The following is a 24,658-nucleotide window of genomic DNA, read 5'->3' as shown; positions in this document are numbered from 1 at the left end:
TAACTGATAACTTACCCACTGATAACTGATAACTGATAACTGATAACTGAGAGGTGCGCCACTGGAAGTTCTTAAGTGCTACATCAAAAATCAGGAAAAGCCGTCGTAAAACGACGGGGTTTTAACCCAAATTTTCGATAATAGCGATGAGGGCGAGTTTTGCCAAGGCTTCTAGAGTAGGTGTGACAGTGGTAGCCACGATGTCTCCACCTAACTGAAACTCTAGGGCTAAAGATAGCCAAGTACCAAAACGAATGCGAAATTGATTGAAGGAAAAAGAAGGACGACTGCGACGGTGACGATTAGACTGCCAAGCTAATTGTAGAGTTTTAATGAGTCCGATTACCACACAAGCGATTGAAAGACTTTCTAGGCAAAACTTGATGATTGCCACAGCAGAGATCAAGCCTGTTTCTAAAGTTGCTAAAAATTCCATTTCTTCCCTGATTGTCCAAGCACAGAAACCCGCCAGAAAATCCCCAGAAAAGCCATTAACCCAATCTTAGCGCCCAAGGCAACAGTTGACAACGATTTTGATTGCTTTAAGTAGGGTTTGCTGAAAAAGTACGGGCGAAGCATTCGGATAGAAAATCTCTAGTTTCACCGATAGGTTATTGCCCGAATGCTTCGCCCCTACAGGACGCGGGCCGATGAAAACGCAAGGTTTGGAAGCACGATTCTCTCAAAATCTTGCACCTGTTTGGCGAGAAAAGCCACAAAACCCTCACCTTACCTACATTTCACATTTATTCAGCAAGCCCTAAGTAAGTAGGTTGGTCTCTTGCCACGAATCCTATAAACCAACCTACCATCTCAAGATTACATTCTTTTTCTGAAACCAACACCCGCTAAACCAAAGGCTAACAGAGCAAGCAAGGAAGAAGGTTCAGGGACGGGAGTGGGAGTTCCATCAAATTGAACCTCAGAGAAGCCGCTAGAAGAGAATCCCCAGTTACTAGCAACAACAAATCGGACAAAGGACGCAGTAACCGGAGAAAAGCTGATCACTTCTGGAGCTATAGGAGCGTTAGCTGCGATAGCAAACTGAGTAGGAGCGCCCGCTACAGTAGTGAAAGTCGTACCATCGGTGGAGGATTGAACAGTTACGCCCTTAATTCCCCCAGTGAAGATGTCCCGATTGAAGTTCCAGAAGCTAAAACCAGCGAGGCTATAGCTGCCATTGAGATTGAAAGTGACATTACCAGTGACAATGTTCGGCGCTGACAGCCAAGCATTACCTCCAATTGCCGTAGCATGATTCCCCGTCAGACTTGGTGTATTACCTGGCAACCCTCTTCCATTGACAGTATCGGCTATATTAACATCAGCAGGATTAATAACACCCATATCGGTGGAAGCAGTAACTCCAGTAATCAGAGCGGCTTGGGCGTTTTGTGCCACCCCAAATATTAACCCTAAACTGGCAGTGGATAAAACAATCGGTGCGATGGCGAGTTTCATCGGCAAATTTCCTTCAATAATTAACGGAAACGAGTTTATTTTTTTTTTTGCCCATTTCTGCTAATTTTGATACAGTTTTTTCCCGTTTTTTATGGTAAAGAAGTCAGGTTGATTATCAGAAAAAAAGGTTAGAACAGGCGAGAAACCTGTTCTAACCTATGGCTGACTTAAGCCGGTCTTCCCTCCACCACCTTATCAATTAAACCGTAGGCGACAGCTTCCTCGGCGGAGAGGAAATAATCGCGGTCCGTGTCTTTTTCGATACGTTCGATGGTTTGTCCGGTGCGATTAGCCATAATTTCGTTTAATTGCTGGCGAATACGCAGGATTTCCTTAGCTTCAATGTCGATATCCGTCGCTTGCCGGCGCCCGGTTCCGCCCATGGGTTGGTGAATCATAATCCGCGCGTGGGGAAGAGCGAGACGCTTACCCGGACTACCAGAAGCCAGTAAAAATGCCCCCATAGAGGCCGCTAATCCCACACAGATAGTCACCACTTCCGCTTTGATGTACTGCATGGTGTCGTAGATGGCCATACCGGCGGTAACGGAACCCCCTGGCGAGTTGATATAGAGATAGATGGGTTTGGTGGGGTCTTCTGAGTCGAGATAAAGCATTTGGGCCACAAGGGCATTGGCTAACCCGTCGGTGACTTCCTGTCCTAAAAAAAGAATGCGTTCCACCGAAAGACGGCTGTAAATGCTAATCCACTGTTCGTATTGGCTACCCGGCAGACGGTAGGGAACTTTTGGCACACCGATAGGCATAATTGGTAACAACTCCTGCTAATTTGTAATAAATCTTAACTAACTTGGGCGAGGGGTTTCGGCAGTTCCTTGCGACTTTCGAGAACGCGATCGATTAATCCGTAGTCTTTCGCCTGTTGTGGGGTGAGATAGAAGGTGCGATCCATATCTTTCGCCAGTTTTTCGGTGGTTTGACCCGTATTTTTCGAGAAAATCTCTAACATCGTCTGTTTGTTGGCGATTACCTCCTTGGCACGAATCTGGATATCGGTGGCTTGTCCTTGCGCCCCAGTGCGGTTTTGGTTGAGAACGATGGTAGCGTGGGGTAAGGAGGCGCGAAAACCCCTGGTTCCCGCGGAAAGAATCATCGCTGCCGTTCCCATGGCCTGACCGATACAGATAGTATGAACGGGAGGTTTAATGTAGTTGAGGGTGTCACAGATGGCGAAAGCTTCGGTTTCGTAGCCGATCGCGTCCCCCGTGTACCAGGATGTGCCGGTAGAGTTGATATAGAAGAAAATCGGTTTTTCGGGATCGTCAAATTGCAGGTAAAGCAGTTGCGCGATAATTAATTCCGTCACGTCCACCCCGACATTGCGCTTGACATCATCGGAGGAAAATAAGGGCAACCCCAGATAGACAATTCTCTCTTTGAGCAGGAGAGATTCCAAGTCTGGTGGTGGTGTCCGATAGGCTGCATCCCCATAATAGGCAGTTTGTACCGCTTTAATCACTGAGTTCATCGAGTTTTTCCGTCATACACAGTATCCTGCTTTTGATTTTAACTTAGTGTCAGCAGAAGTCCCTCCCTTGAGCGCGACGGGATGAATGTTGACACTAAGTTCAATCCAGTGGCAGCACACTTTGTTCTTTTTGTCAAAAAAACTTTCTCTTTGCAACAAAACTACACAATTAATTGATCAACGGGTTGGGTTTTAAAAGGCTCTTTAACCCCCATTTATTGCTGTTCCCAAATAGGTGAGTGTAGATTTAGCAAGGGTTTTCAGAATCAACAGACAGCTAAAAACCCAAAAAAGCACGGATAAGCCTATCATTTCATACTGCGAAATTATACCATAATCGCTGGAAGTATTGCAACCTCGTAAACAAATGAGAATAATTCTCATTAAATTCTTAAGAAAAGATAAATATTGCGAAATGTAAATTTAAATATTCTCAACTATTAAAGCTTGTTTGATATAAAAAACTTATAAAAAGTGGTGATAGACCTCTTGCATAAATCCGAAAACAAACGATAGAAACAATAATGGGAGGGACTTTCAGTTAATTATTTATTAGTAGTTGATAATCTTCAAAAATGTTGCTGTACAAGGATCGACTTAAGACTTTTGCAAGAGGTCTAATTTTTAAGTACCTAGGCAAAATTATTTACACATGACGATCATTGCCCCGTAAGGGTTTTAGCTCGATCGGGCAGGTAATTAATTTTGCATGACTACTTACTGACTGATGACTGATAACTGATTACTGATAACTGATAACTGATCACTGATTACTGATCACTGATTACTGATCACTGATTACTGATCACTGATGACTGAATGAGGGAAACTTTACCCAGGAGTGACAACTGCTGTTAAAGCCGCCGTAACCGCGTCCAGCGGTTGATTACCGTCGATATGGTTAAGAGTCCCTTTTTGACCGTAATAATCTAAAACGGGGGCAGTTTGGTCGATATAAACCTGTAGGCGACGGGCGATCGTTTCTTGAGTATCATCTTGACGACCCCGTTGCATCAGACGCTCAATTAAGACCGTATCTGGTACAGCCAAATTGACCACAAATGTGTAACTATCGGCCAATTCTTCCAGTAATGCGTCTAAAAAGCTCGCCTGTGCCACCGTGCGGGGAAAACCATCAAGAATCCAACCCTTAGCACTGTCAGGCTGTTTTAAACGTTCCTGAATTAAACCTAACAACAACTCATCGGGGACTAATTCGCCCTTTTCCACATAAGCTTGTGCTTGCTGACCAAGTTCTGTCTTCTCTGTAATTGCTTGACGTAAAATTTCACCGGTAGAAATATGGGGAATCGTCAGAGATTCCGCTAATTTTGCCGCTTGGGTTCCTTTTCCCGATCCGGGCGGTCCCAAAAATATCACACCGATCCGTTTGCTCATGGATTAAATATAGGGTTTTAAGGTAAAAAACAACCAGTAACCGCTAAAAGGTCACTGGTTAACTATCTAACTACTTTTTAATCATGTCCTCATAGCGTTGAGACATGACATAGGTTTGAATTTGTTTCGCCGTATCGATCGCCACCCCCACCAGAATTAACAGGGAAGTTGCCCCCAAACCGCGAAAAGTGGTGACACCGGTGGCGCTTTCTACCAAAGTCGGAATCGTAGCCACCAAACTTAAAAAGAGAGCGCCCAAAAGGGTGAGACGATTCAGCACCCCTTCCAGATAATTAGTAGTAGCGGTCCCCGGACGAATCCCCGGAATACTGGTTCCCATTTTTTTCAGGTTTTGGGACATATCTTTGGGGTTAACGATCAGGGAAGCGTAGAAGAAACTAAAACCGAGAATTAGTAAGCTATAAAAAGCCACATAACCCCAACTATCGGGACGCAGGGCATTAACCAACTGGACTAAAACCTGACCGACGGGGTTATCCGTGGGTAAAGCTTGCACCAATTGAAAAGGTAAGACCAACACTGCGGAGGCGAAAATAATCGGCATCACGCCCCCTTGATTGAGTCGTAGGGGTAGATAACTGGTTCTTTCCCGATAGAGACGACGACCCACCTGACGACGGGCAGAAACAATCGGAATCCGACGGGTTCCCTCCTGAACAAAAACAATGCCGATAATCATCACCAAGAAAACCAGCAAGAGAATCACCACTTGAGCGATCGCTTGTCGGCCACCCTGTTGAGCAAAAGTAATCGTATCACCGAGGGTTTTCGGTAAAACAGCGACAATGTTGACAAAAATCAGCAAAGATGCTCCATTTCCCAGACCGCGTTCCGTAATCAGTTCCGAAATCCACATCACGAACATAGAACCGGCCACTAAAGCGAGAACCGTAGCGGCGATCGAGGGTAAAGTTCCGGCCACAACGCCGTTAGCCACCAATAAACCGAGAGTAATACCGATACTTTGAATAATTGCCCAACCAAAGGCAATATAACGGGTAATTTGGGCAATTTTTCGCCGTCCTGCCTCCCCTTCATTTTTCTGTAAATCTTCCAAAGAAGGAAGGGCAGCGGTGAGCAGTTGCACGATAATTGAGGCGTTGATATAGGGAAGAATGCCGAGGGCAAAAATCCCTAACGTCGATAATCCTCCCCCGGTAAACAGGTCAAGGATTCCCAAAGCGGCGTTACCTTGAATAATTTCTGCTAATCTTGCCCGATCCAAACCGGGTATCGGTACAAACATCCCAAAACGGAGCAGAATCAGTAAACCCAATGTAATCAACAAGCGACCGCGTAAACCGGCCGCCTGTGCCATTTGCATAAACGTTTCCTGTGCCGTGGGAGCCTTATCACGACTGACGACCATTAACAGTTACCTCTAGTGCAGTTTTTTTATGGGAAAAAGTAATCGAGGGGGAAAACTTTCTCGATTTTTTTAAGATTTCCCCTGTCTTTCTTATGATATAGCAATCCAGTCTTCAGTTATCAGTGATCAGTTATCAGTTATCAGTCATCAGATGTGAGTTTTCAGTTCACTGATTACTGTTTACTGCACACAGCAAAAAACTCGCTGCTGCCCGTTCCCCGCCTGCTTCTTGTAATCTCCTGGGGAAATTTATATCTTTTCCCAAGTACCTTGAGCGGCGGTAATTTTCTCTTTAGCACTATTGCTAAAAGCGGCGGCCTTCACCTTGAGGGGAACGGTAATTTCACCATCACCCAGAACTTTTAAAGGGCCGTCGTTGCTGGTGAGAATGTTAGCTTTTAGGAGACTTTCCAAGGTAACTTCCGTATTAGCGGGTAAAGAAGCTAATTTTTTCAGATTAACGATCGTGTATTGACGGGGGTTAACCAAAGGAAAATGCTTTAATTTCGGCACCCGACGATAGAGGGGCATTTGTCCCCCCTCAAAACCGGGGCGAGTCCCTGTCCCAGAGCGAGATTTTTGTCCGCGCATTCCCAGACCGCAACTAGCGCCCTGGCCGGCCGAGACACCCCGTCCCACACGACGACGGCGTTTAGTTGACCCCGGTTGGGGGGCGATTTCGTGGAGTTTCATGGTGATTTCTCTATGTGTACAAATGTTCTATAGATACGCCTCGATCCTTAGCAACTTCGGAGAAAGTGCGGAGAGTTTCCAGGGCGTTGACGGCGGCTCTAGCGTTATTGAGGGGGTTATCGCTACCGAGTTGTTTAGCGAGGATATTTTTCACCCCAGCTAATTCTAAAACGGTACGGACAGCACCCCCAGCAATAACCCCAGTCCCCGGAGCAGCTGGACGCATAAGCACCTGAGCGCCACCGGAAGCACCCCGGGTGAGGTGAGTGATAGAACTAGCCTTAGTTAAGGAGACTTCAATTAGTTGTTTTTTGCCATCGGCCACGCCTTTACGGACGGCCCCGATAACATCCCCTGCTTTGCCAACTCCCACTCCCACCTGGCCGTTTTCATTACCGACCACGACGATGGCCCGGAAACTGAGTTTTTTACCACCCTTAACCACTTTACTAACCCGGCGGATCTGGATGACCCGCTCTTGCCAAGTGGTTTCTTTTTCTTTTTCGCGGTTGCCTTTGCGACGTTTTGCCATAGTTTTATCAGTGTTGAAAGGATATTTTAGAAGTTTAAGCCGGCTGACCGAGCGGCTTCTGCTAAGGCTTTGACGCGACCGTGATAGAGATTGCCACCGCGATCAAAAACCACTTGTTCAATGCCTCTTTCTAGGGCCCGTTGGGCCACCAGTTTACCCACGGCAGCCGAGGCTTCTTGGGTAGCGGTGGACTCTAATTCCCCGCGCAAGGTGGCCTCTAGGGTAGAAGCGGCCGCGAGGGTATGTTGGGCTACGTCGTCGATAATTTGGGCGTAGATGTGGTTATTAGAACGAAATACGGATAAACGCGGCCGTTCAGCAGTGCCATTAATTTTGCGACGCACACGCTGGTGACGACGACGGACTGATTCTTTGCGACTAAGTTTCATGGTTTATTTTTTACCTCCTTTACCGCCTTTACCGCCAGCTTTACCAACTTTGCGACGGACGACTTCACCAAGATAGCGAATCCCTTTTCCTTTATAAGGTTCGGGGGGACGAACTTCGCGGATTTTAGCGGCAATGTTACCGACCGCTTCTTTGTCGATGCCACTGACGATAACTTGGGTATTATTTTCTACGGCGACGGAAACACCATCGGGCATCTCCATTTCCACGGGTTTACTGTAACCGACGTTGAGAACTAATTTACTACCCTGCGCCTGGGCGCGGTAGCCTACCCCTTGGATATCGAGGCGTTTTTGAAAGCCGGTAGCGACTCCTTCCACCATGTTGGCTACTAGAGTTCTACAGAGTCCGTGGCGTTCTCTGGCGGTACGCGAATCGTCTTGACGGGTAACGAGCAGGGTTTCGCCATCTTTATTGATGGTGACGGCGGTGGGTAGGGTTCTCTGGAGAGTTCCTTTGGGTCCTTTCACCGTCACGGTAGCACCATCGATATCGACGGTGACTTTATTGGGAATAGGAATCGGGCGTTTGCCAATACGAGACATAACAGTTATCAGTTATCAGTTATCAGTTATCAGGGAAGAGTTATCAGTGGGTCAGCTATCGGGTTTAAACTGGGGAAGGCTGACGGCTGATAGCTTATCCTTGTTTACCAGATGTAGCAAAGGACTTCGCCGCCAACGTTTTGTTTACGGGCTTCGCGATCGGTCATAATGCCTCTAGAGGTGGAAACAATGGCGATGCCAATGCCACCGAGGACGCGCGGTAAGTCTTTACTGTTGGAATAAACTCGCAGTCCCGGTTTACTGACTCTGGTGAGGGTAGTAATGATCGGTTGACGGTTTTTGCCTTTATATTTGAGGGAAAGAACTAATTGAGATTTAATCCCCTCACCCACTTCCTCAAAGTCAGCAATAAAGCCTTCGTTCTTGAGAACTTGAGCAATACTGCGCGTCATCCGCGTGGTGGGAATTTGAGTAGTGGTCTGCCGAACCGCGCAAGCGTTACGGATGCGGGTCAGCATATCCGAGATGGTATCGTTAGCAGACATGAATTACCTGTTTTTCTCCTAAATTGGGATCAACATCAGTGGTCAGTTATCAGTTATCAGTGGTCAGTTATCAGTTATCAGATTTGAGTATTAAGTGAGTAGTATTAAATAGCAGTTTCCTGCTGTCTTTTGACTGAATCACTGTGTACTGTGTACTGTTCACTGTTTACTGTTCACTGATCACTTATTTACTGGTCACTGTTGACTTTTCTCTTGATTGATTTATCTAAAGGGCATTCCCATCTCTTTGAGGAGGGCGCGTCCTTCTTCGTCGTTTTTAGCGGTGGTGATGATTGAGATGTCCATCCCACGAATTTGATCGATTTTGTCGTATTCAATTTCAGGGAAGATCAACTGTTCACGAATGCCTAAACTGTAGTTACCACGACCATCAAAACTGTTACCACTGATACCGCGAAAGTCGCGAATACGTGGTAAGGCCAGATTAATTAGACGGTCTAAAAAAGCGTACATTCGATCGCCGCGCAGTGTCACCATCACTCCCACGGGCATTCCTTCGCGAATTTTGAAACCAGCGATCGCTTTTTTAGCTCTAGTCACTACCGGTTGTTGTCCGGTGATGGTGGACAGTTCCTCCTTGGAAGACTCCAAAGCTTTGGCGTTTTGTGAAGCTTCCCCAAGACCGCGGTTAACAGTAATTTTGATAACTTTAGGTACTTGGTGGATATTGGTATAACCAAATTGTTCTTTCAGTTTCGGAACAATGGTTTCTTGATAGGTGGTTTTTAGTTTTTGGCTCATAGTTTTTCTGCTTACTTTTCCTGGGCTTGGTCAGGAACTAGAATTGATGGGAAACTAATCAATAATTTCGCCAGTTTTCTTCAGTATCCGCACTTTCCGACCGTCTTCGGTAAAGGTATAACCCACCCGACTGGCGATTTTTTTCTTCTCGGAATAAAGCATCACTTTGGAACTGTGAATCGGTGCTTCGTAGGTAAGGATTTGACCCGATTCTCCTTCCTGTTGGGGTTTAGTATGTTTGGTGCGGATATTAACTCCCTTGACCACCACGGTACTTTCTTGGGGCAAAGCGCGTAAAATTTCGCCCACTTTGCCCTTATCGGAACCAGCGATTACTTGAACGACATCCCCTTTTTTAACGTGCATTTTTTGCCTTTGGGGTGGGGTTTGAATGTTTTTCTTACTCATTTTTTTTGACCTCAAAGTGTGAAAAGTTTTAGACTAGCCATCAGCCAATTGCCTTGGTACTTTTCACTTTGATCAGAGAACTTCTGGGGCTAAGGAAACAATTTTGGTGTAGTTTTTATCGCGCAATTCCCGAGCGACAGGACCAAAAACCCTAGTACCTTTGGGATTACCGTCATTATTAATAATCACGGCGGCGTTATCATCAAAACGAATGCTCATGCCGCTATCGCGACGGACGGTTTGACGGGTCCGCACAATCACCGCAGTGACCACATCGGATTTTTTCACGGGCATATTGGGGATAGCGTCCTTAACCACGGCGATAATTTTGTCACCGATGCCACCGTAGGTACAGTTACCTGTTCCCAGCACCCGCAGACACATTAGTTTCCGCGCCCCGCTATTGTCAGCGACATTTAAGTAGGTTTGTTGTTGAATCACGGTTTTTACCTAGGTGAAATTTAATTATCGGTTAATATTTCCGCCACTTGCCAACGTTTGGTTTTACTGAGGGGGCGGGTTTCACGAATACGAACTCGATCGCCTTGTTTGGCTTGATTTTCTTCGTCGTGAGCCTTAAATTTCTGGGTTTTCACGACGATTTTGCCGTATTTAGGGTGAGGAGAGCGGTTTTCAATGGCTACCACTACGGTTTTATCCATTTTGTCGCTGACCACTACCCCAACTCTTTCTTTAACTGCCATAACGGGTTATGCCTCCGGGGTGGACTGGGCTAGTTGGCGCTCCCGTTCTACGGTCAATAATTGGCCAAGACGGTGGCGGGTGTGTTTGAATTCGTGGGTTTTTTCCAAGCGGCGGGTGGCCTGTTGCAAACGCAATTCAAACAGTTTCTTTTTGGCATCGAGGATAGCATCAGCGATGTCGTCATCGCTCATCTTCCTCACTTCGGCGATTTTCGGCAGAGCCATTAGACAAAATCCTCCTCGCGAGTGATAAATTTGGTCTTAATCGGTAATTTTTGGGCGGCTAGGCGCATTGCTTCCCGGGCTACCGGTTCGGCTACCCCGGCAATTTCAAACATAATGAACCCCGGTTTAACCACGGCCACCCAGAATTCGGGGGAACCTTTCCCGGAACCCATCCGAGTTTCTGCGGCTCGTTGGGTGACGGGTTTATCGGGAAAAACGCGAATCCAGATTTTGCCACCCCGACGAATATAACGAGTCATTGCCCGTCTGGCGGCTTCGATTTGACGGGAAGTAATCCAACAGGGTTCGGTGGCTTGCAGGGCGAAATCGCCGAAATTAATCGTATTTCCGCCGGTGGCCAGCCCGCGCATCCGTCCGCGCTGTTGTTTGCGGAATTTTGTTCTTTTGGGACTTAACATGAGCTATTTACCACTGATAAATATTAGGGATCAGCCCTCACTAGAGCGATCTTCAAACTGTTGACGGCGACGCTGTTGACGGCGCGGTGCTTGAGCGGGAACGGCGGCGGCAATTTCTTCTTGACCGGGGATAATTTCGCCCTTAAAGATCCAAACTTTCACCCCTAGAATCCCGTAGATGGTGCTGGCGGTTTTATAGGAGTAATCGATATCGGCCCGCAGGGTATGCAGGGGAACTCGTCCTTCCCGCACCCATTCAGTCCGAGCGATTTCTGCCCCGTTCAGACGACCGCTAACTTGAATTTTGATCCCTTTGACTTCGGCCCTTTGCGCCCGTTGGATGGCTTGCCGAACCACACGACGGAAGGAAACCCGTCTTTCTAGTTGCTGGGCGATGTATTCGGCGATCAGGTTGGCATCGGCATCAACGCGAGCCACTTCGATGACGTTAATGCGAATTTGACGCTGGCTACCGAGGGTTTTTTGTAAACCTAGGCGCAGCTGTTCGATTCCCGTGCCACCACGACCGACGACGACCCCGGGGCGAGCGGTGTGGATGGAGATATCTACTTGATCGGCCTTGCGTTCGATGCGAATATCGGCGATACCGGCATTAGCGAGGTTTTTTTCGACGTATTCACGAATGCGGCGATCTTCTTGCACTAATTCGGGGTAACGTTTCGCGTCGGCATACCAGCAGGATTTGTGATCTTTGATAACGCCGAGACGAAAACCGAGGGGATGGATTTTTTGTCCCATTGTGGTTTTTTTAGTTAAGGTGATTAGTCTTTGTTGCTAGGAGCGACGGCGACGGTGATATGACAGGTGGGTTTGCGAATTTGGTAGGCGCGGCCTTGGGCCCGGGGTCGAAACCGTTTTAGGGTCGGTCCGCCATCGGCAAAGGCTTGGCTAACTACTAAAGTGGCGGGATCGAGTCCTTCGTTATTTTCGGCGTTGGCAACGGCGGAACGCAGGACTTTGAGAATCGGATCACAGGCCCGGTAGGGCATAAATTCGAGAATAATTAGGGCTTCCCGATAGGAGCGACCGCGGATCTGATCGAGTACCCGTCTGACTTTCAGGGGTGACATCCGAATATAGCGGGCGATCGCTTTGACTTCGTTAGAGGTATCGATGGTCATTTCAGTTATCAGTTATCAGTTATCAGTTATCAGTCATCAGTCATCAGTCATCAGTTATCAGTCTCGGTGATTTATGGTCACGACTCTTCGGCCTTGCTCAGAGGCCACTATCTAGCTGACGACTGAGGGAGTATCGGCTGATCTATTTCCGTCCTGCTTTTTTGTCGCTCTTGGCGTGGCCGCGGAAGGTGCGGGTGGGAGCGAATTCACCGAGTTTATGACCGACCATCTGCTCGGAAACATAGACGGGAACGTGCTGTTTGCCGTTGTGAACGGCGATCGTGTGACCGACCATATCGGGAATGATTGTCGAGGCCCGGGACCAAGTTTTAATCACTTGTTTACTGCCCTGGGCGTTGAGTTTTTCGATTTTTTCCATCAGGTGGCCGGCGACAAATGGCCCCTTTTTCAGTGAACGACCCATAATTTTCAGTCAAAAGTAAAGTAATAATTTCTAACCCTGGTTACGACGGCGCACGATCAGATCGCTACTGCGTTTTTTCTTGTTGCGAGTTTTGCGACCGAGGGCGGGTTTACCCCAGGGAGTCATCGGGCCGGAACGTCCGATCGGAGCGCGACCCTCTCCACCTCCGTGCGGGTGATCCACTGGGTTCATGACGCTACCCCGAACATGGGGGCGTTGACCGCGGTGACGGGTACGACCGGCTTTACCGAGACTGATGTTTCTCGCTTCGGCGTTACCGACTTTTCCGATGGTGGCGTAGCATTCACGCCGGATCATGCGTACTTCTTTGGAGGGGAGGCGGATGGTAACGTAATCGCCTTCTTTGGCTACCACTTGGGCGAAACCACCAGCAGCCCGCACCATTTGACCCCCGCGACCGGGGACGAGTTCGATGTTATGAACTTCTGTCCCTAGGGGGATGCGACTTAAGGGTAGGGCATTACCGACCTCGAAGGGAGCGTTTTCTCCGGCGATGACGGTATCACCAACACCTAAACCGGCGGGGGCGATGATGTAGCGTTTTTCCCCGTCTTTGTAGAAAAGCAGGGCAATGCGGGCGTTACGGTTAGGATCGTACTCGATCGCCGCTACTGTGGCGGGAATATCCCGTTTATCGCGACGAAAATCGATAATCCGGTAGAGGCGTTTATGGCCGCCGCCCCGGTGACGACTGGTAACGACACCGCGATTATTACGCCCTTGTTTGCTGTGTTTGCGATGAGTTAGGGACTTTTCCGGTTCGGTTTTGGTGATCTCTTTAAAGTCGGAGATGGCCGCCTGCCTTGTCCCGGGGGTTAAGGGTCTAAAAGAACGAATACCCATAGTTTAGTTTTCCGTTATCGGGTTTCTTGGTGGTTATACGTCGGGATAGAGGGCGATCGAGTCGCCTTGCGCTAGGGTCACGATCGCGCGTTTGTATTGGGGTTTGTAACCGAGGAAACGGCCGACGCGTTTTTTCTGACGAGAGGGGCGGCTGGTGTTCACTTTCGTTACTTTCACGTCAAACAGCAATTCGATCGCCGCTTGAATTTCCGGCTTAGTCGCTTTCAAGGCGACATCGAAGACGTATTTATTTTGTTCTAGGAGTAGGGTGGCTTTCTCGGTCACGATCGGCTTTAGGATCAGATCGGCGAGTTGTCTGGCTTCAGTTTTAAGCACCATAGACCTCCTCAATTTTAGCTAGGGCTGCGGCGGTGGCGATAACTCGATCGGCTAGGATGACATCATAGACGTTGAGACTATCGGCGCGAATAATTTTGAGATTGCAGATATTACGTCCCGATAAATAGACATTTTCGGGAATTTCCGTCAAAATCAGCAGAATTTTTTCCTCTGGACTGGCTCCCCAGCGACTTAAGGCAGCGGTGAGTTCTTTAGTTTTGGGTTGGGAGAACTGTTCGGCGAAGCTTTCAACAACGATAAAGTTATCGGACTGGCTGATCAAAGCGGTTCTCAGGGCTAATCTTTTCTCTTTGCGATTGACCTTAACCTCAAAATCTCTCGGTTTTGGTCCGAAGATGACACCGCCACCACGCCAGAGGGGAGAACGGATCGAACCAGCCCGGGCGCGACCGGTGCCTTTTTGCCGCCAGGGTTTGCGACCACCGCCGCGCACTTCCGAGCGGGTTTTGGTGGAGGCATTACCTTGGCGGGCCGCCGCTAGATGGCTGACGACGACGCGGTGAATTAGATGTTTGGCGGTTTCGGGTTTAGCGGTTTTCAGTTCCAGGGTGCCTGTTCCCGCTTCTTCCCCTTGCCAATTTTTGACTGTGTAGTTAACCATGGCTTTAATCTTTCCTTGCCCTATTTACCAAATTTCTTGGCGGGGGTGATGTTTAACAGGGTTCCTGGTTTACCCGGGACGGCTCCTTTGATCAGGATCAGGTTGCGTTCGCTATCGATTTTGACCACGGACAGTTTGCGGATGGTCACTTGGGTTGATCCGTATTGTCCGGCCATTCTCTTACCCGGGAAAACGCGGCCGGGGGTAGTACCGGCACCAGTGGAACCGGGGAGACGGTGGTTTTTGGAACCGTGGGTCATGTTACCGCGTTTGAAGTTATGGCGTTTTTGATAGCCGGAGAAACCCCGTCCGATGGTGGTTCCAGCCACATCGACTAAATCGCCTTCTTGGAAGATAGCGGCGGTAATTTCTTGTCCTAAAGTGTAAGCGGATGCGTCCTCGATGCGGTATTCGATTAAATGCCGCAGGGGGGAGACACCGGCTTTGGCTAAATGACCGAGCAGCGGTTTGTTGAGGGCTTTTTCTTTGACGGTTTTGTACCCCACTTGGATGGATTCATAACCGTCGGTTTTTTTAGTTTTGACTTGGGTGACGGGACACGGACCGGCTTGAACGACGGTGACGGGAATGGCGACTCCCGTTTTGTTGTCGAAGATTTGGGTCATGCCCAGTTTTGTACCGAGGATACCGATAGACACGGATTGTTCTCTTTATCTTTACTAGACGACAATCAAAAATAACGTGGCCGTGGCTATAGGAGCGGGAAAAATCTTTCCCGCTTTATCAGCCTGCCCAACTTGAATGACTTTTTTCGAGTTATTTAAGCTGGCATCCCGTTAGATTCGTAAGTAGGACTAGACAGGGTTGCTGGTTCTGCCTAGATTGTTGCTGGTCTTTGTTTCTTGGGGACTTAAAGGGTTTATCTTCAGTATCCCGGCGAAGACCGAGCGACCAAGGCGGTTCTGCTCGGCAGTGCCTTTAGCACCACCTAACACCGATTTTGGCCACGATCAAACATTATATAATATTTATGACTTTTTAGGCAAGAGGTTTTTTTAGTCACCGGAAATGATCATATCTAGTCTGGCTGAAGGAAGGGGTGACAATGAGGTTAAAGTCTAGGCTGGGTGCAGGGTCTAGGCTGTGGGGTTCTGGGAAAATCTTCTCGCTGTCACCCTTCAAATTGATTAACTTAATTCTCTCGTCTTCATTTCGGGGAAAGTCTCAAGGTTTTTCCCTACCCCCCACACCCTGTTTCACTTTCAATCTGCTTGTCACCCCTTCAAGTTTCTGGTACTTTTTTAGCCCAAAAATTCGCAAAACTCTTTTCTAGCAAGGCTTAAACTGATATTCAGCAGATTGCAATTATAGTATTTATCTTAATGGTGAGGTACAAAGTTTTTGTTTGGGGGAATCGGTCGTTGGTGGTCGATATCAAATTAGGTTACACTGCTTGATGGGAATTGCCTTCAATGGGGGGGATGACAGCATTGTACTATCATCCCTTGTTTGGAGGTTAAATCGCTTCGAGATCTTTTTCGCCGGTACGGATGCGGACGATCTGTTCCACGGGGGAGATGAAGATTTTACCGTCTCCGATTTCACCGGTACGGGCTGCCGAAATCAGCTTATCGACGACCATATCGACTTGCTTATCTTCGACGACGATCTCGATCTTGAGTTTTTGGAGAAATTCGACGGTGTACTCGGAACCGCGATAACGTTCCGATTGACCTTTCTGACGACCGAAACCTCTAACTTCGGAGACGGTCATCCCGACAATGCCCGCATTAACTAGGGCGATTTTCACCTCTTCCAGTTTAAAGGGTCGGATAATCGCTTCTACTTTCTTCAAAATATCTATCTCCTCGTTGCGTGACGATACTTTACTTTCTTGGTAAATTAACTGTTAATTCTAAACGCAGAATCCCGACAATAGCGCTTAAAGTCATGATTTCTTCAATTATTTTCCTTGGCCACAGTCTTCCACCGTGAAAAACTTCCAGGTGGGAAATAGCCCACCCGAAGCCATAAATAAACCAACTAGAGAGATAATCCCAACTGAAGACCGAAAACACCGTGAACTAGCAGTAAAATCAGGGCAATGCTGCCGATATAGGCGTGAATAGTCCGTAAAAGTTCTTTTTTCCCGCCAGCAAAGCCAGTGAGGGATAATAATCCATTGAAAGCTAATAAACCGATCGCGATCGATCCTGTCCAGAAATGGCTGCTTTCGAGGATGGGATGTTTCTGCATGACTAGGGATAAAACACCACCGGTGTAACCGAGAGCGATAAATAAAAACAGCCAAGGGGCGAGTTTGCGGTGATCAGCCCGATTTTTGGCTACTACTTCCCCATCTTGGCTTAAACGGCTTTGCCAACCGGCATAGGCAGTATAACTACCCATAACTAAAACCACAATCCCCATCATGACTGGATGTCCCCAATGAACGATCGGTTCGGGAGTTCCGAGACTGCGAAAGGCAGCGGCGATCGGCTCTAGCGCATCACTTAAACTTTGATTCATGTTTGTTACCTAACTTTACAAAACCCTTTTGCCTAAGATTTTAGCCGATCTCCGGACTGGAAAAACTGCGGTTAGCCGAAAAAATGTCAAGCCTTCGCTAAATTTCTTAACATTTCAGCTAGAGATGAGCGGAGAAATATAGAATAGAGTCAGGGGAGACTAGGGATCTCCACGGGGATTAGCCCCTAGGAGGGAGTTATGACTTATCTGCTCAAAGATCGGCGGTCGGCTGGGAGACTATTAGCTAGTTACTTGACAGAATATACCAATAGTGCTGGGGTGCTAGTTTTGGCTTTGCCCCGGGGTGGGGTTCCGATCGCCTTTGAAATTGCCCAAAGGTTACACTTGCCTTTAGATCTGTGTTTGGTGCGAAAATTAGGTGTACCGGAGCGCAAAGAGTTAGCTTTTGGGGCGATCGGTCAAAATGGGGTGCGGGTAATCAATGAAAGTATCGTTGACGACTTGCACCTATCGGAGGCGATGATGGAACGGGTAGCAAAGGAAGAAATGCTCGAATTAGAGCGACGCGATCGCTTGTATCGAGGTGAACGCCCCTTTCCAGTCTTGGCGGGAAAAACGATTATTCTAGTAGATGATGGGATCGCTACGGGAGCAACGATTAAAGCGGCGATTCTGACCCTTAAAGCTGGGAATCCCGCTGCTATTATTATTGCTGTTCCTGTTGCCCCACCGGAAGTCTGTGATCAATTAGAAAAATTAGTCGATCGAGTAATTTGCCTACATAAACCCTACGAATTGAGATCAATTTCTCTTTGGTACGAAGATTTTTCCCAAACCAGCGATGAGGAGGTGCAAACACTTTTAGCCAGCGTCGATAGTTCTTTGATTCCAGTTTAGGGAATTATGAATTATGAATTATGAATTAGGAAGTGGGGAGTGGGAAGTGGGGAGACCACTTCGTGTGCGTTGCGGGGGGAGAGTAAATAACAGCAATCTCCTGAATTCAGAAGTCAAAATTGAGACTTCAGAGTTCTAACTTTTGACTTCTACGGCATCGGTATCAACGGTATTGGTTGGGGAAGAAACTTCGGTTTGATTCTTGACTCCTCCTGGACGGCGAGTGCGATAATCAAGAACTAATCGCGATAATTCCGTGGTTAAAAGGGTGAGGACGATCCCATCATCGATCCAACCAATAATCGGGAAAACGTCAGGAGAAATATCGAGGGGACTAAAAAGATAAACCATAGTTCCCAGAATGATAATCCAACGATATTTAGGGTGACTGATTTTGCCGCTGTACCAGTTGTAAAAAGATTCAACAATCGGTTTCATTAATTTGTCCTCGCTGACTGGGATAATTTAATTGTGTCAGGTTCCACTTGGGGGTGATAGTGGGGTTTTGCCCCCCATTATGTAGGGTTATCCCCGCTAATTATCCACTAAAAATGCCCCGAAGAAAATTCACCTTTAGGGATGAGCCTGAAGTATTATTACTGGATGCTTAAGAGGGGAGATAGTGGCATCTTTTCCCCTATAATAGGCGATGACAAACTAATCAATTATCTGCCAGTTTAAGGATGGAAACCCTCTTTCATCTAGTTACTTTTGCCTTTGTCTTCGCTTTTGGTGCCTCGGTGGGCAGTTTTTTAAACGTGGTCATCTATAGATTACCTCAGGGGATATCTCTAGTTTATCCTCCTTCCCACTGTCCGAAATGTCACCATAGGTTGGGGAAAAGCGAGAATATACCCGTTTTAGGCTGGTTATGGCTAGGGGGTCGCTGTCGCTGGTGTAGAACCCCGATTTCTGTCCGTTATCCAGCGATCGAAACTTTTACCGGTTTATTATTTTGTCTGGTTTTAGGAGATTTTAGCTTTTCTTGGCAGACCCTCGGCTATTGGATTCTCCTCAGTTGGTTATTAGCTTTAGCTTTGATTGATTTTGACACGATGACGCTTCCTAACTCCCTCACCCAATCGGGATTAGTTTTAGGGATAGTTTTTCAGACTCTCTTGGGTTGGCAAAATAATCAAACTGTTATCTATCTCTTTTCAGCGATCGCTAGTGCGGTTTTAGGAGTCTGGTTATTCGATCTGATCCGGTGGGGGGGAAGTTTTGCCCTCAGACAACAGGCCATGGGGGGAGGGGACGCGAAATTAGCGGCCATGATCGGTGCTTGGTTAGGATGGCAAGCATTATTAGTCACCGCTTTTTTGGCCTGCGCTATCGGGGCGGCCATCGGGATGACGGGCATTTTTCTCGGTAAAATGGGGAAAAAACAAGCTATACCCTTCGGTCCATTTCTTGCCCTCGGCGCTCTGATGAGTGTATTTTGGAGTGATAAGATCATCTCAGCCTATCAAACCATTTTTTTCCCTTTCTTGTAAAAAAGTTATCCTGTAATTAAATCTTGATACAATAGTCTTCCGTGTCTTGGATCACCATTAGAACAACCCCCAGTAGTTGGGAAGCCGATTGGCTACAGGAAATGCTCAAAGCTCACGACATCCCCAGTCGCGTTATCGCTATTGGCCCTGGTATTTATTGCGGCCAGGGGCATCAGGCCGCCCTACAAGTCCGTCCCCAAGATCGCTGGACAGCGCTTTTGTTATTAAGTCCTCTAGAAGAAAGTCGATAAATTATCTTTATTTTAAACTATGTCTCTATTTGATTGGTTTGCAAATCGCCAAAAAACAGAACCCAAGGTTCAACAACAACAGGAACGAGAAATAGCCGATGGTTTATGGACAAAATGCCCAAATTGCGGCGTTTTGGCCTATACGAAGGATTTATTAGCTAATCAACTGGTGTGTCTCGATTGCGGTCATCATAATCGGGTGGAAAGTGAAGAAAGAATTCGCCAGTTAGTGGATGCTAATACTTGGAATTGCCTCGATGAACAGATTCGACCGACGGATCCGCTCAAATTTCGCGATCGGAAAAGCTATAGCGATCGCATCCGAGAAAGCCAAGAAAAAACCGGTCTGACGGATGCTGTCCGGACGGGAATGGGGACGATCGATGGTTTACCCTTAGCTTTAGGGGTGATGGACTTCCGTTTTATGGGTGGTAGCATGGGATCGGTGGTGGGAGAAAAACTCTGTCGTTTGACGGAACGAGCTACCGATGAAAGTTTACCCCTGGTGATCATCTGCGCTTCCGGCGGGGCGAGAATGCAGGAGGGAATGTTAAGTTTAATGCAGATGGCCAAGATTTCTGGCGCTCTTAACCGGCATCGGGAGGCAAAATTACTGTATATTCCCGTCTTGACTAATCCCACCACGGGAGGAGTCACGGCCAGTTTTGCCATGTTGGGAGATATTATTATCGCTGAACCGAAGGCTACTATCGGTTTTGCCGGTAAACGGGTAATTGAACAGACTTTGCGCGAGAAATTGCCGGAAGGGTTCCAAACATCGGAATACTTATTAAAACACGGGTTTGTCGATGCGATCGTTCCCCGTACCCATCTCAAGAAAACCCTCGCTCAATTAATTAGTTTACATCAGCCCTTTTTCCCCTTGTTATCCCCCCTCAACAGTCATCATCACTACAGTCAACCAGAGTTAATCCCCCTGAAAACAGCCCAGGGACAAACAACAGTTTAATCCCTGTAAGACGGCACTGGAGTTGAAAGTCTGAGCATTTGTACTAAATTCACCCGATAGGCAGTTTAAATGTAGTACAGCTTACTTAACTGGGTTGACAGCGATCGCAAAGTCCAAAAAATTCGAGAGTATGGTAATAAACCTTGAATTGGTGGGATTTTTCGAGTTTTTCTTCCAATTCATGAACGGGACACTCATTAAAGACGATAGACCGACCGCAATGAATACAGGTAAGATGGTGTTGATCCTGCTGAACGGAACTGTAGAGGGATTCTCCTGTGGCTAGGGTTCTCACCTGCACTGCACCCTGTAATTTTAGGGATTCTAGGGCGCGGTAAACAGTGGCTAACCCCATGTTTTGGTCACGCTGACGGAGTTCCACAAACAGTTCCTGAGCGGATACTGCCCGATTTAAGGTTTTGAGTAAGTGGATAATGCGCTCTTGCGATCGGGTGCGTTGGGATTTCATATCAAAAAGGTCAGCGATCAAAGTTAATTCTATGCCAAAAAATTATCAGTGCTGTATTTATGTTACTCTGCGCCCTTCGGTTCTCGATCCGGCGGGTACAGCGGTAGAGTCGGGATTAAAGCAATTAGGTTATGATACTGTGGCCGGGGTGCGAATTGGTAAGTATATTGAGCTTACCGTGACAGCAGCGGACGAAACCAGCGCCCGCGAACAATTGGATCAAATGTGCGATCAACTATTGGCTAATCCTGTAATTGAAAATTATCGCTTTGATTTGCATTGTCAGTAGATAGAAGTCAGAAGACGGGAGGTAGGGCAAATAATTAAAATTTATCTGTCACCTTCTGCTAAAAAACTTAACCAAGTTAAAAATTATGAAGTTTGGGATTATTGTTTTCCCCGGATCGAATTGCGATCGAGATGTGGCAACGGTGACAGAGGGTATTTTTCAGCAACCCACCCGCTATATTTGGCATCAAGAGACGGATCTAGGGGATGTGGATGTGATTGTGGTGCCGGGGGGATTTAGTTACGGCGATTATTTGCGCTGTGGTGCGATCGCTCGATTTTCGCCAGCGATGAAAACTGTCCGAGAAGAAGCCGAAAAAGGTAAATTAGTTTTAGGCATCTGTAATGGTTTTCAGGTATTAACGGAAATTGGGCTGCTACCCGGTGCGTTAATTCGTAATCGCGATTTACATTTTATTTGTGATCGAGTGCCGGTAAAAGTGGAAAATAATCAATCTGTCTGGACGCGAGGCTATCAACCACAACAGGTGGTTAATTTGCCGATTGCTCACGGGGAAGGGCGTTATTATGCCGCAGAAGATACGTTAAAATCTCTGGAGGATAACGGACAAATTCTCTTTCGTTACTGTACTCCCACAGGAGAGGTAAATGAGTCGGGAAATCCCAACGGTTCGTTAAATAATATTGCAGGAATTACCAATAAAGCAGGAAATGTGCTAGGAATGATGCCTCATCCCGAACGCGCCGCCGATCTGATGCTCAATTTGACCGATGGGAGTCTGTTATTTCAGGAGTTGATCAATTGTTGTTGACTAGACCTCTTGTAAAAATCAAAAATTGTTGTTAGGGTCAGGAGTCAGTAGCCGGTCGTCAGTAGTCAGGAGAATTAAAAATGAATAATAATCAATTAAATGGTCTATTTACCGACTTTAGGCAATTTAATCCTTATTTTTGCCCTTTTTCAACCCTCAAGTAGTTGGGTTTTTGGGGTTTTGGGGTTTTAGTTGAAATTTCCCTGATAACTGATAACTTACCCACTGATAACTGATAACTGATAACTTACCCACTGATAACTGATAACTGATAATCCTGTGGCTGTTTTAAAAGATAATCGGGCTACCGTCCAAAAAGTTCTCTGGATCACCCTACTGCTGAACATTTTGGTTATGGCGATCAAAGCGGGGGTGGGTTTGAGGATTGGTGCTTTAAGTCTGCAAGCGGATGCTCTCCATAGTGTCACCGATAGTGCCAATAATGTCTTGGGATTAGTAGCGATGCGGTTTTCCTCTCCCTATCCAGATCGAGATCATCCCTACGGACATCTGAAATACGAAGCGATCGGAGCTTTAGCGATCGCCGCATTTTTGGGGATTGCCTGTTTTGAAATCTTGCAAGGGGCGATCATGCGTATTATCAAAGGAGGAAAACCTGTCGAGATTGCCGGTCCGGAATTATGGCTATTAATTATCGTTTTAGGGGTGAATATTTTTGTCACCTATTATGAAAGATCCGTGGGGCAGCGTGTCGGTAGTCCGATTTTGATTGCCGATGCTAGGCATACCATGAGTGATGTGTGGGTGACAATTACGGTTTTATTGGGGTTAGTTGGGGTTTGGGTGGGCAATACGGCTAATATTCCCCAATTACAATGGTTAGATGTGATTTTGTCCTTTCCTGTCGCTTTTTTGGTGTTTAGCAGTGGTTGGAAAGTCCTCAAGGAGAATTTACCTTTGTTAGTGGATGAAATGGCGATCGCTCCTGAAGTGATTCATCAAATTGTCTTGGAGGTGCCGGGGGTGCTTAATTGTCATGCGATCGCGTCTCGGGGAGTGGTGGGAAGACAGGTATTTATAGAAATGCACCTAGTTGTCTCCGCTCAAGATGTGGAAACTGCTCACGCAATCACGGAAGCGGTGGAAGCAAGATTAAGCCAACAATTTAGCCCTGTGAGAATTTTAATTCACGTTGAACCGCCGGATTATCACTCTGATCGGATCACTTTTGATGAAGAAGTGTGAAGCAAAAAAGCCTAAAATAAGTAGCGAACTTTTGCTAGAGGTGGCCATGACGACGGAGAATCAAGCTAGAAGCATAGTAGTTACTGGTGGAGCAGGATTTATCGGCTCGAATTTTGTTCATCATTGGTGCGAGAATTATCCTGAGGATCGTGTCATTGTTCTCGATGCTCTTACCTATGCGGGCAATTTGAATAATTTAGGGACACTGAAAGATAGAAAGAATTTCCGTTTTCTGCAAGGGGATATCTGCGATCGAGCTTTAGTTGATGAATTATTTGCTGGTGAAAATATCGATACGGTTGCTCATTTTGCCGCCGAATCCCATGTGGATCGATCGATTCTTGGTCCTGGAGCTTTTGTGCAAACTAATGTGGTGGGAACTTTTACTCTATTAGAAAGTTTTCGGCAACATTGGTTAAGTAATCATCAACCCGATAACTATCGTTTTCTGCACGTTTCCACCGATGAGGTTTATGGCAGTTTAGGAGTAGATGATCCGGCTTTTACCGAAACTACTCCCTATGCGCCTAATAGTCCCTATTCTGCCTCAAAAGCGGGGAGTGATCATCTAGCGAGAGCTTATTTTCACACCTACGGAATGCCGACAATTATTACTAATTGTTCTAATAATTATGGTTCTTATCATTTTCCTGAAAAGTTAATTCCTTTGATGTGTATTAATATTCTTTTGGGTAAACCTTTACCCGTTTATGGTGATGGTCAAAATGTTCGAGATTGGTTATATGTGCGGGATCATTGTCAAGCTTTAGATACAGTTATTCACAAAGGCAAAGCGGGAGAAACCTATAATATTGGCGGAAATAATGAGGTAAAAAATATCGATTTAGTCAGGATGTTATGTGAGTTAATGGATGAATTAGCTCCCGATTTACCCGTGAAACCTGCTCAGAATTTAATTACCTTTGTTAAGGATCGCCCCGGACATGATCGCCGGTATGCTATTGATGCCAGTAAAATTCGCACTGAATTAGGTTGGCAACCTCAAGAAACGGTAGAGGGGGGATTAAGAAAAACCATTCAATGGTATCTCGATCATCGGGATTGGTGGCAACCTTTGTTATCCAAAGAATATCAAGAGTATTATGGGAAAGTTTACGGTTAGAGAGGGGTAAAAACTAGACCTCTTGTAAAAATCACAAATTGTTGTTAGGGTTAGGAGTCAGTAGCCAGTAGTCAGTAGAATTAAGAATGAGCATTAATCAGTTAAATGGTCTATTTACAGATTTTATGCGATTTAATCCTTATTTTTGACGTTTTTGAACCCTCAAAAATTAATTATGCAAGAGGTTTAATTTAATCTTAATTTCGGGTGTGTTAGCCAAAACTAACACACTTCAACTTTGTACCTCACCATTAAGATATCGGCGTTATGGCTCTTCGGTTTGTGTTATGCAATGGACGGGAGTTATAAGGGATGGAACCCTTATATAGAAAGGCATTTAGCGATTTTTGTTAATTGTTTTTTTCTAGAGCGAACTAATCAATTAAGTCTCTTGCCAGATAAGGAT

General features: G+C 46.6%; 36 protein-coding genes. 8 read left to right on the top strand and 28 right to left on the bottom strand.

The window, feature by feature from the left end; genetic code table 11:
* Positions 1-121: 121 nt before the first annotated feature.
* From IM509_RS14215 to IM509_RS14090, 26 genes are all read right to left on the bottom strand, one after another.
* The gene (locus tag IM509_RS14215; protein WP_249264868.1) at positions 122-436 is read right to left on the bottom strand and encodes a DUF1622 domain-containing protein; all 315 of its coding nucleotides are present in this window, start codon (positions 434-436) and stop codon (positions 122-124) included.
* Between the two features lie 383 nt (positions 437-819).
* Positions 820-1,461 carry a discoidin domain-containing protein gene (locus tag IM509_RS14210; protein WP_185238101.1) on the bottom strand — a complete coding sequence of 214 codons (642 nt, stop codon included), beginning with the start codon at positions 1,459-1,461 and terminating at the stop codon, positions 820-822.
* A 167-nt stretch (positions 1,462-1,628) separates the two neighbouring features.
* Positions 1,629-2,228, bottom strand: a complete 600-nt coding sequence (locus tag IM509_RS14205) for an ATP-dependent Clp protease proteolytic subunit (protein ID WP_002734165.1) — start codon at positions 2,226-2,228, stop codon at positions 1,629-1,631.
* A 35-nt stretch (positions 2,229-2,263) separates the two neighbouring features.
* Positions 2,264-2,950 (bottom strand): ATP-dependent Clp protease proteolytic subunit, encoded by a 687-nt coding sequence (locus tag IM509_RS14200; protein WP_052275673.1) that lies wholly within the window; start codon positions 2,948-2,950, stop codon positions 2,264-2,266.
* Between the two features lie 831 nt (positions 2,951-3,781).
* Positions 3,782-4,348, bottom strand: coding sequence for an adenylate kinase (locus IM509_RS14195; RefSeq protein ID WP_052275672.1), 567 nt, complete (start codon positions 4,346-4,348; stop codon positions 3,782-3,784).
* 70 nt (positions 4,349-4,418) lie between these two features.
* Positions 4,419-5,738, bottom strand: a complete 1,320-nt coding sequence (secY, locus tag IM509_RS14190) for a preprotein translocase subunit SecY (RefSeq protein WP_052275671.1) — start codon at positions 5,736-5,738, stop codon at positions 4,419-4,421.
* Between the two features lie 249 nt (positions 5,739-5,987).
* On the bottom strand, positions 5,988-6,431 hold the full coding sequence (gene rplO, locus IM509_RS14185) for a 50S ribosomal protein L15 (RefSeq protein ID WP_052275670.1): 444 nt from the start codon (positions 6,429-6,431) through the stop codon (positions 5,988-5,990).
* Positions 6,432-6,441: 10 nt separating this feature from the next.
* A complete protein-coding gene (gene rpsE / locus IM509_RS14180) occupies positions 6,442-6,963 on the bottom strand; it encodes a 30S ribosomal protein S5 (protein WP_052275669.1) in 522 nt (173 codons plus the stop codon).
* Between the two features lie 26 nt (positions 6,964-6,989).
* Complete coding sequence (gene rplR, locus IM509_RS14175; protein WP_002746610.1) at positions 6,990-7,352, bottom strand: 50S ribosomal protein L18; 363 nt, start codon at positions 7,350-7,352, stop codon at positions 6,990-6,992.
* Between the two features lie 3 nt (positions 7,353-7,355).
* Positions 7,356-7,916 (bottom strand): 50S ribosomal protein L6, encoded by a 561-nt coding sequence (rplF, locus tag IM509_RS14170; protein WP_052275668.1) that lies wholly within the window; start codon positions 7,914-7,916, stop codon positions 7,356-7,358.
* Positions 7,917-8,020: 104 nt separating this feature from the next.
* Positions 8,021-8,422 (bottom strand): 30S ribosomal protein S8, encoded by a 402-nt coding sequence (gene rpsH, locus IM509_RS14165; protein WP_052275667.1) that lies wholly within the window; start codon positions 8,420-8,422, stop codon positions 8,021-8,023.
* Between the two features lie 222 nt (positions 8,423-8,644).
* On the bottom strand, positions 8,645-9,184 hold the full coding sequence (gene rplE / locus IM509_RS14160) for a 50S ribosomal protein L5 (protein WP_002734750.1): 540 nt from the start codon (positions 9,182-9,184) through the stop codon (positions 8,645-8,647).
* Positions 9,185-9,238: 54 nt separating this feature from the next.
* Positions 9,239-9,592, bottom strand: coding sequence for a 50S ribosomal protein L24 (gene rplX / locus IM509_RS14155; protein ID WP_002777681.1), 354 nt, complete (start codon positions 9,590-9,592; stop codon positions 9,239-9,241).
* Between the two features lie 72 nt (positions 9,593-9,664).
* Positions 9,665-10,033, bottom strand: coding sequence for a 50S ribosomal protein L14 (gene rplN / locus IM509_RS14150; RefSeq protein WP_002732358.1), 369 nt, complete (start codon positions 10,031-10,033; stop codon positions 9,665-9,667).
* Between the two features lie 20 nt (positions 10,034-10,053).
* The gene (gene rpsQ, locus IM509_RS14145) at positions 10,054-10,296 is read right to left on the bottom strand and encodes a 30S ribosomal protein S17 (RefSeq protein WP_002801923.1); all 243 of its coding nucleotides are present in this window, start codon (positions 10,294-10,296) and stop codon (positions 10,054-10,056) included.
* A gap of 6 nt (positions 10,297-10,302) precedes the next feature.
* Positions 10,303-10,521 (bottom strand): 50S ribosomal protein L29, encoded by a 219-nt coding sequence (gene rpmC / locus IM509_RS14140; RefSeq protein ID WP_002746608.1) that lies wholly within the window; start codon positions 10,519-10,521, stop codon positions 10,303-10,305.
* Positions 10,521-10,940 carry a 50S ribosomal protein L16 gene (gene rplP, locus IM509_RS14135; RefSeq protein WP_002734310.1) on the bottom strand — a complete coding sequence of 140 codons (420 nt, stop codon included), beginning with the start codon at positions 10,938-10,940 and terminating at the stop codon, positions 10,521-10,523. The genes rpmC and rplP overlap by 1 nt, the downstream gene beginning before the upstream one ends.
* A 30-nt stretch (positions 10,941-10,970) precedes the next feature.
* Positions 10,971-11,699, bottom strand: coding sequence for a 30S ribosomal protein S3 (gene rpsC, locus IM509_RS14130; protein WP_052275666.1), 729 nt, complete (start codon positions 11,697-11,699; stop codon positions 10,971-10,973).
* 23 nt (positions 11,700-11,722) lie between these two features.
* Complete coding sequence (rplV, locus tag IM509_RS14125) at positions 11,723-12,082, bottom strand: 50S ribosomal protein L22 (protein WP_002746605.1); 360 nt, start codon at positions 12,080-12,082, stop codon at positions 11,723-11,725.
* A gap of 142 nt (positions 12,083-12,224) precedes the next feature.
* On the bottom strand, positions 12,225-12,506 hold the full coding sequence (gene rpsS, locus IM509_RS14120; RefSeq protein WP_002753908.1) for a 30S ribosomal protein S19: 282 nt from the start codon (positions 12,504-12,506) through the stop codon (positions 12,225-12,227).
* A gap of 30 nt (positions 12,507-12,536) precedes the next feature.
* The gene (gene rplB, locus IM509_RS14115; RefSeq protein ID WP_002746601.1) at positions 12,537-13,370 is read right to left on the bottom strand and encodes a 50S ribosomal protein L2; all 834 of its coding nucleotides are present in this window, start codon (positions 13,368-13,370) and stop codon (positions 12,537-12,539) included.
* 33 nt (positions 13,371-13,403) lie between these two features.
* Positions 13,404-13,709, bottom strand: a complete 306-nt coding sequence (locus tag IM509_RS14110; RefSeq protein ID WP_052275665.1) for a 50S ribosomal protein L23 — start codon at positions 13,707-13,709, stop codon at positions 13,404-13,406.
* Positions 13,699-14,331, bottom strand: coding sequence for a 50S ribosomal protein L4 (gene rplD, locus IM509_RS14105; RefSeq protein ID WP_002757580.1), 633 nt, complete (start codon positions 14,329-14,331; stop codon positions 13,699-13,701). The genes IM509_RS14110 and rplD overlap by 11 nt, the downstream gene beginning before the upstream one ends.
* A gap of 20 nt (positions 14,332-14,351) precedes the next feature.
* On the bottom strand, positions 14,352-14,990 hold the full coding sequence (gene rplC / locus IM509_RS14100; protein WP_052275664.1) for a 50S ribosomal protein L3: 639 nt from the start codon (positions 14,988-14,990) through the stop codon (positions 14,352-14,354).
* A gap of 818 nt (positions 14,991-15,808) precedes the next feature.
* Positions 15,809-16,147, bottom strand: coding sequence for a P-II family nitrogen regulator (locus IM509_RS14095; RefSeq protein WP_002787863.1), 339 nt, complete (start codon positions 16,145-16,147; stop codon positions 15,809-15,811).
* Between the two features lie 188 nt (positions 16,148-16,335).
* Positions 16,336-16,821, bottom strand: coding sequence for a DUF4079 domain-containing protein (locus IM509_RS14090; RefSeq protein ID WP_052275663.1), 486 nt, complete (start codon positions 16,819-16,821; stop codon positions 16,336-16,338).
* Positions 16,822-17,019: 198 nt separating this feature from the next.
* Here IM509_RS14090 and IM509_RS14085 point away from each other — a divergent pair, with 198 nt between their 5' ends.
* A complete protein-coding gene (locus IM509_RS14085) occupies positions 17,020-17,679 on the top strand; it encodes a phosphoribosyltransferase (protein WP_052275662.1) in 660 nt (219 codons plus the stop codon).
* A 135-nt stretch (positions 17,680-17,814) separates the two neighbouring features.
* Here the strand turns inward: IM509_RS14085 and IM509_RS14080 are convergent, their stop codons facing one another.
* Positions 17,815-18,117 carry a YkvA family protein gene (locus IM509_RS14080; RefSeq protein ID WP_052275661.1) on the bottom strand — a complete coding sequence of 101 codons (303 nt, stop codon included), beginning with the start codon at positions 18,115-18,117 and terminating at the stop codon, positions 17,815-17,817.
* Between the two features lie 245 nt (positions 18,118-18,362).
* Here IM509_RS14080 and IM509_RS14075 point away from each other — a divergent pair, with 245 nt between their 5' ends.
* Genes IM509_RS14075 through accD form a run of 3 tightly spaced genes read left to right on the top strand, consistent with a single transcriptional unit; the run spans position 18,363 to position 20,393 of the window.
* On the top strand, positions 18,363-19,172 hold the full coding sequence (locus IM509_RS14075) for a prepilin peptidase (RefSeq protein ID WP_002787854.1): 810 nt from the start codon (positions 18,363-18,365) through the stop codon (positions 19,170-19,172).
* Between the two features lie 41 nt (positions 19,173-19,213).
* Entirely contained in the window at positions 19,214-19,423 is a 210-nt protein-coding gene (locus IM509_RS14070) for a hypothetical protein (protein WP_002746583.1), read from the top strand.
* Between the two features lie 19 nt (positions 19,424-19,442).
* Positions 19,443-20,393, top strand: coding sequence for an acetyl-CoA carboxylase, carboxyltransferase subunit beta (accD, locus tag IM509_RS14065; RefSeq protein ID WP_052275660.1), 951 nt, complete (start codon positions 19,443-19,445; stop codon positions 20,391-20,393).
* 85 nt (positions 20,394-20,478) lie between these two features.
* Here the strand turns inward: accD and IM509_RS14060 are convergent, their stop codons facing one another.
* Positions 20,479-20,862, bottom strand: a complete 384-nt coding sequence (locus IM509_RS14060; protein WP_002734059.1) for a Fur family transcriptional regulator — start codon at positions 20,860-20,862, stop codon at positions 20,479-20,481.
* 31 nt (positions 20,863-20,893) lie between these two features.
* Here IM509_RS14060 and purS point away from each other — a divergent pair, with 31 nt between their 5' ends.
* The 4 genes from purS to rfbB all read left to right on the top strand — a co-directional run bounded on the left by purS (position 20,894) and on the right by rfbB (position 24,252).
* The gene (gene purS / locus IM509_RS14055) at positions 20,894-21,151 is read left to right on the top strand and encodes a phosphoribosylformylglycinamidine synthase subunit PurS (protein WP_002794616.1); all 258 of its coding nucleotides are present in this window, start codon (positions 20,894-20,896) and stop codon (positions 21,149-21,151) included.
* Positions 21,152-21,236: 85 nt separating this feature from the next.
* A complete protein-coding gene (purQ, locus tag IM509_RS14050; RefSeq protein ID WP_052275659.1) occupies positions 21,237-21,923 on the top strand; it encodes a phosphoribosylformylglycinamidine synthase subunit PurQ in 687 nt (228 codons plus the stop codon).
* A 279-nt stretch (positions 21,924-22,202) separates the two neighbouring features.
* Complete coding sequence (gene cdf31 / locus IM509_RS14045; protein ID WP_052275658.1) at positions 22,203-23,129, top strand: CDF family zinc efflux transporter Cdf31; 927 nt, start codon at positions 22,203-22,205, stop codon at positions 23,127-23,129.
* A 46-nt stretch (positions 23,130-23,175) separates the two neighbouring features.
* The gene (rfbB, locus tag IM509_RS14040; RefSeq protein ID WP_043995804.1) at positions 23,176-24,252 is read left to right on the top strand and encodes a dTDP-glucose 4,6-dehydratase; all 1,077 of its coding nucleotides are present in this window, start codon (positions 23,176-23,178) and stop codon (positions 24,250-24,252) included.
* Positions 24,253-24,658: the final 406 nt, after the last annotated feature.

Source organism: Microcystis sp. M31BS1 (assembly GCF_020245285.1).
GTDB lineage: Bacteria > Cyanobacteriota > Cyanobacteriia > Cyanobacteriales > Microcystaceae > Microcystis > Microcystis panniformis.
Note: the sequence above shows the minus strand (reverse complement) of the source record. Positions and strands in the feature narration are given on the sequence as shown.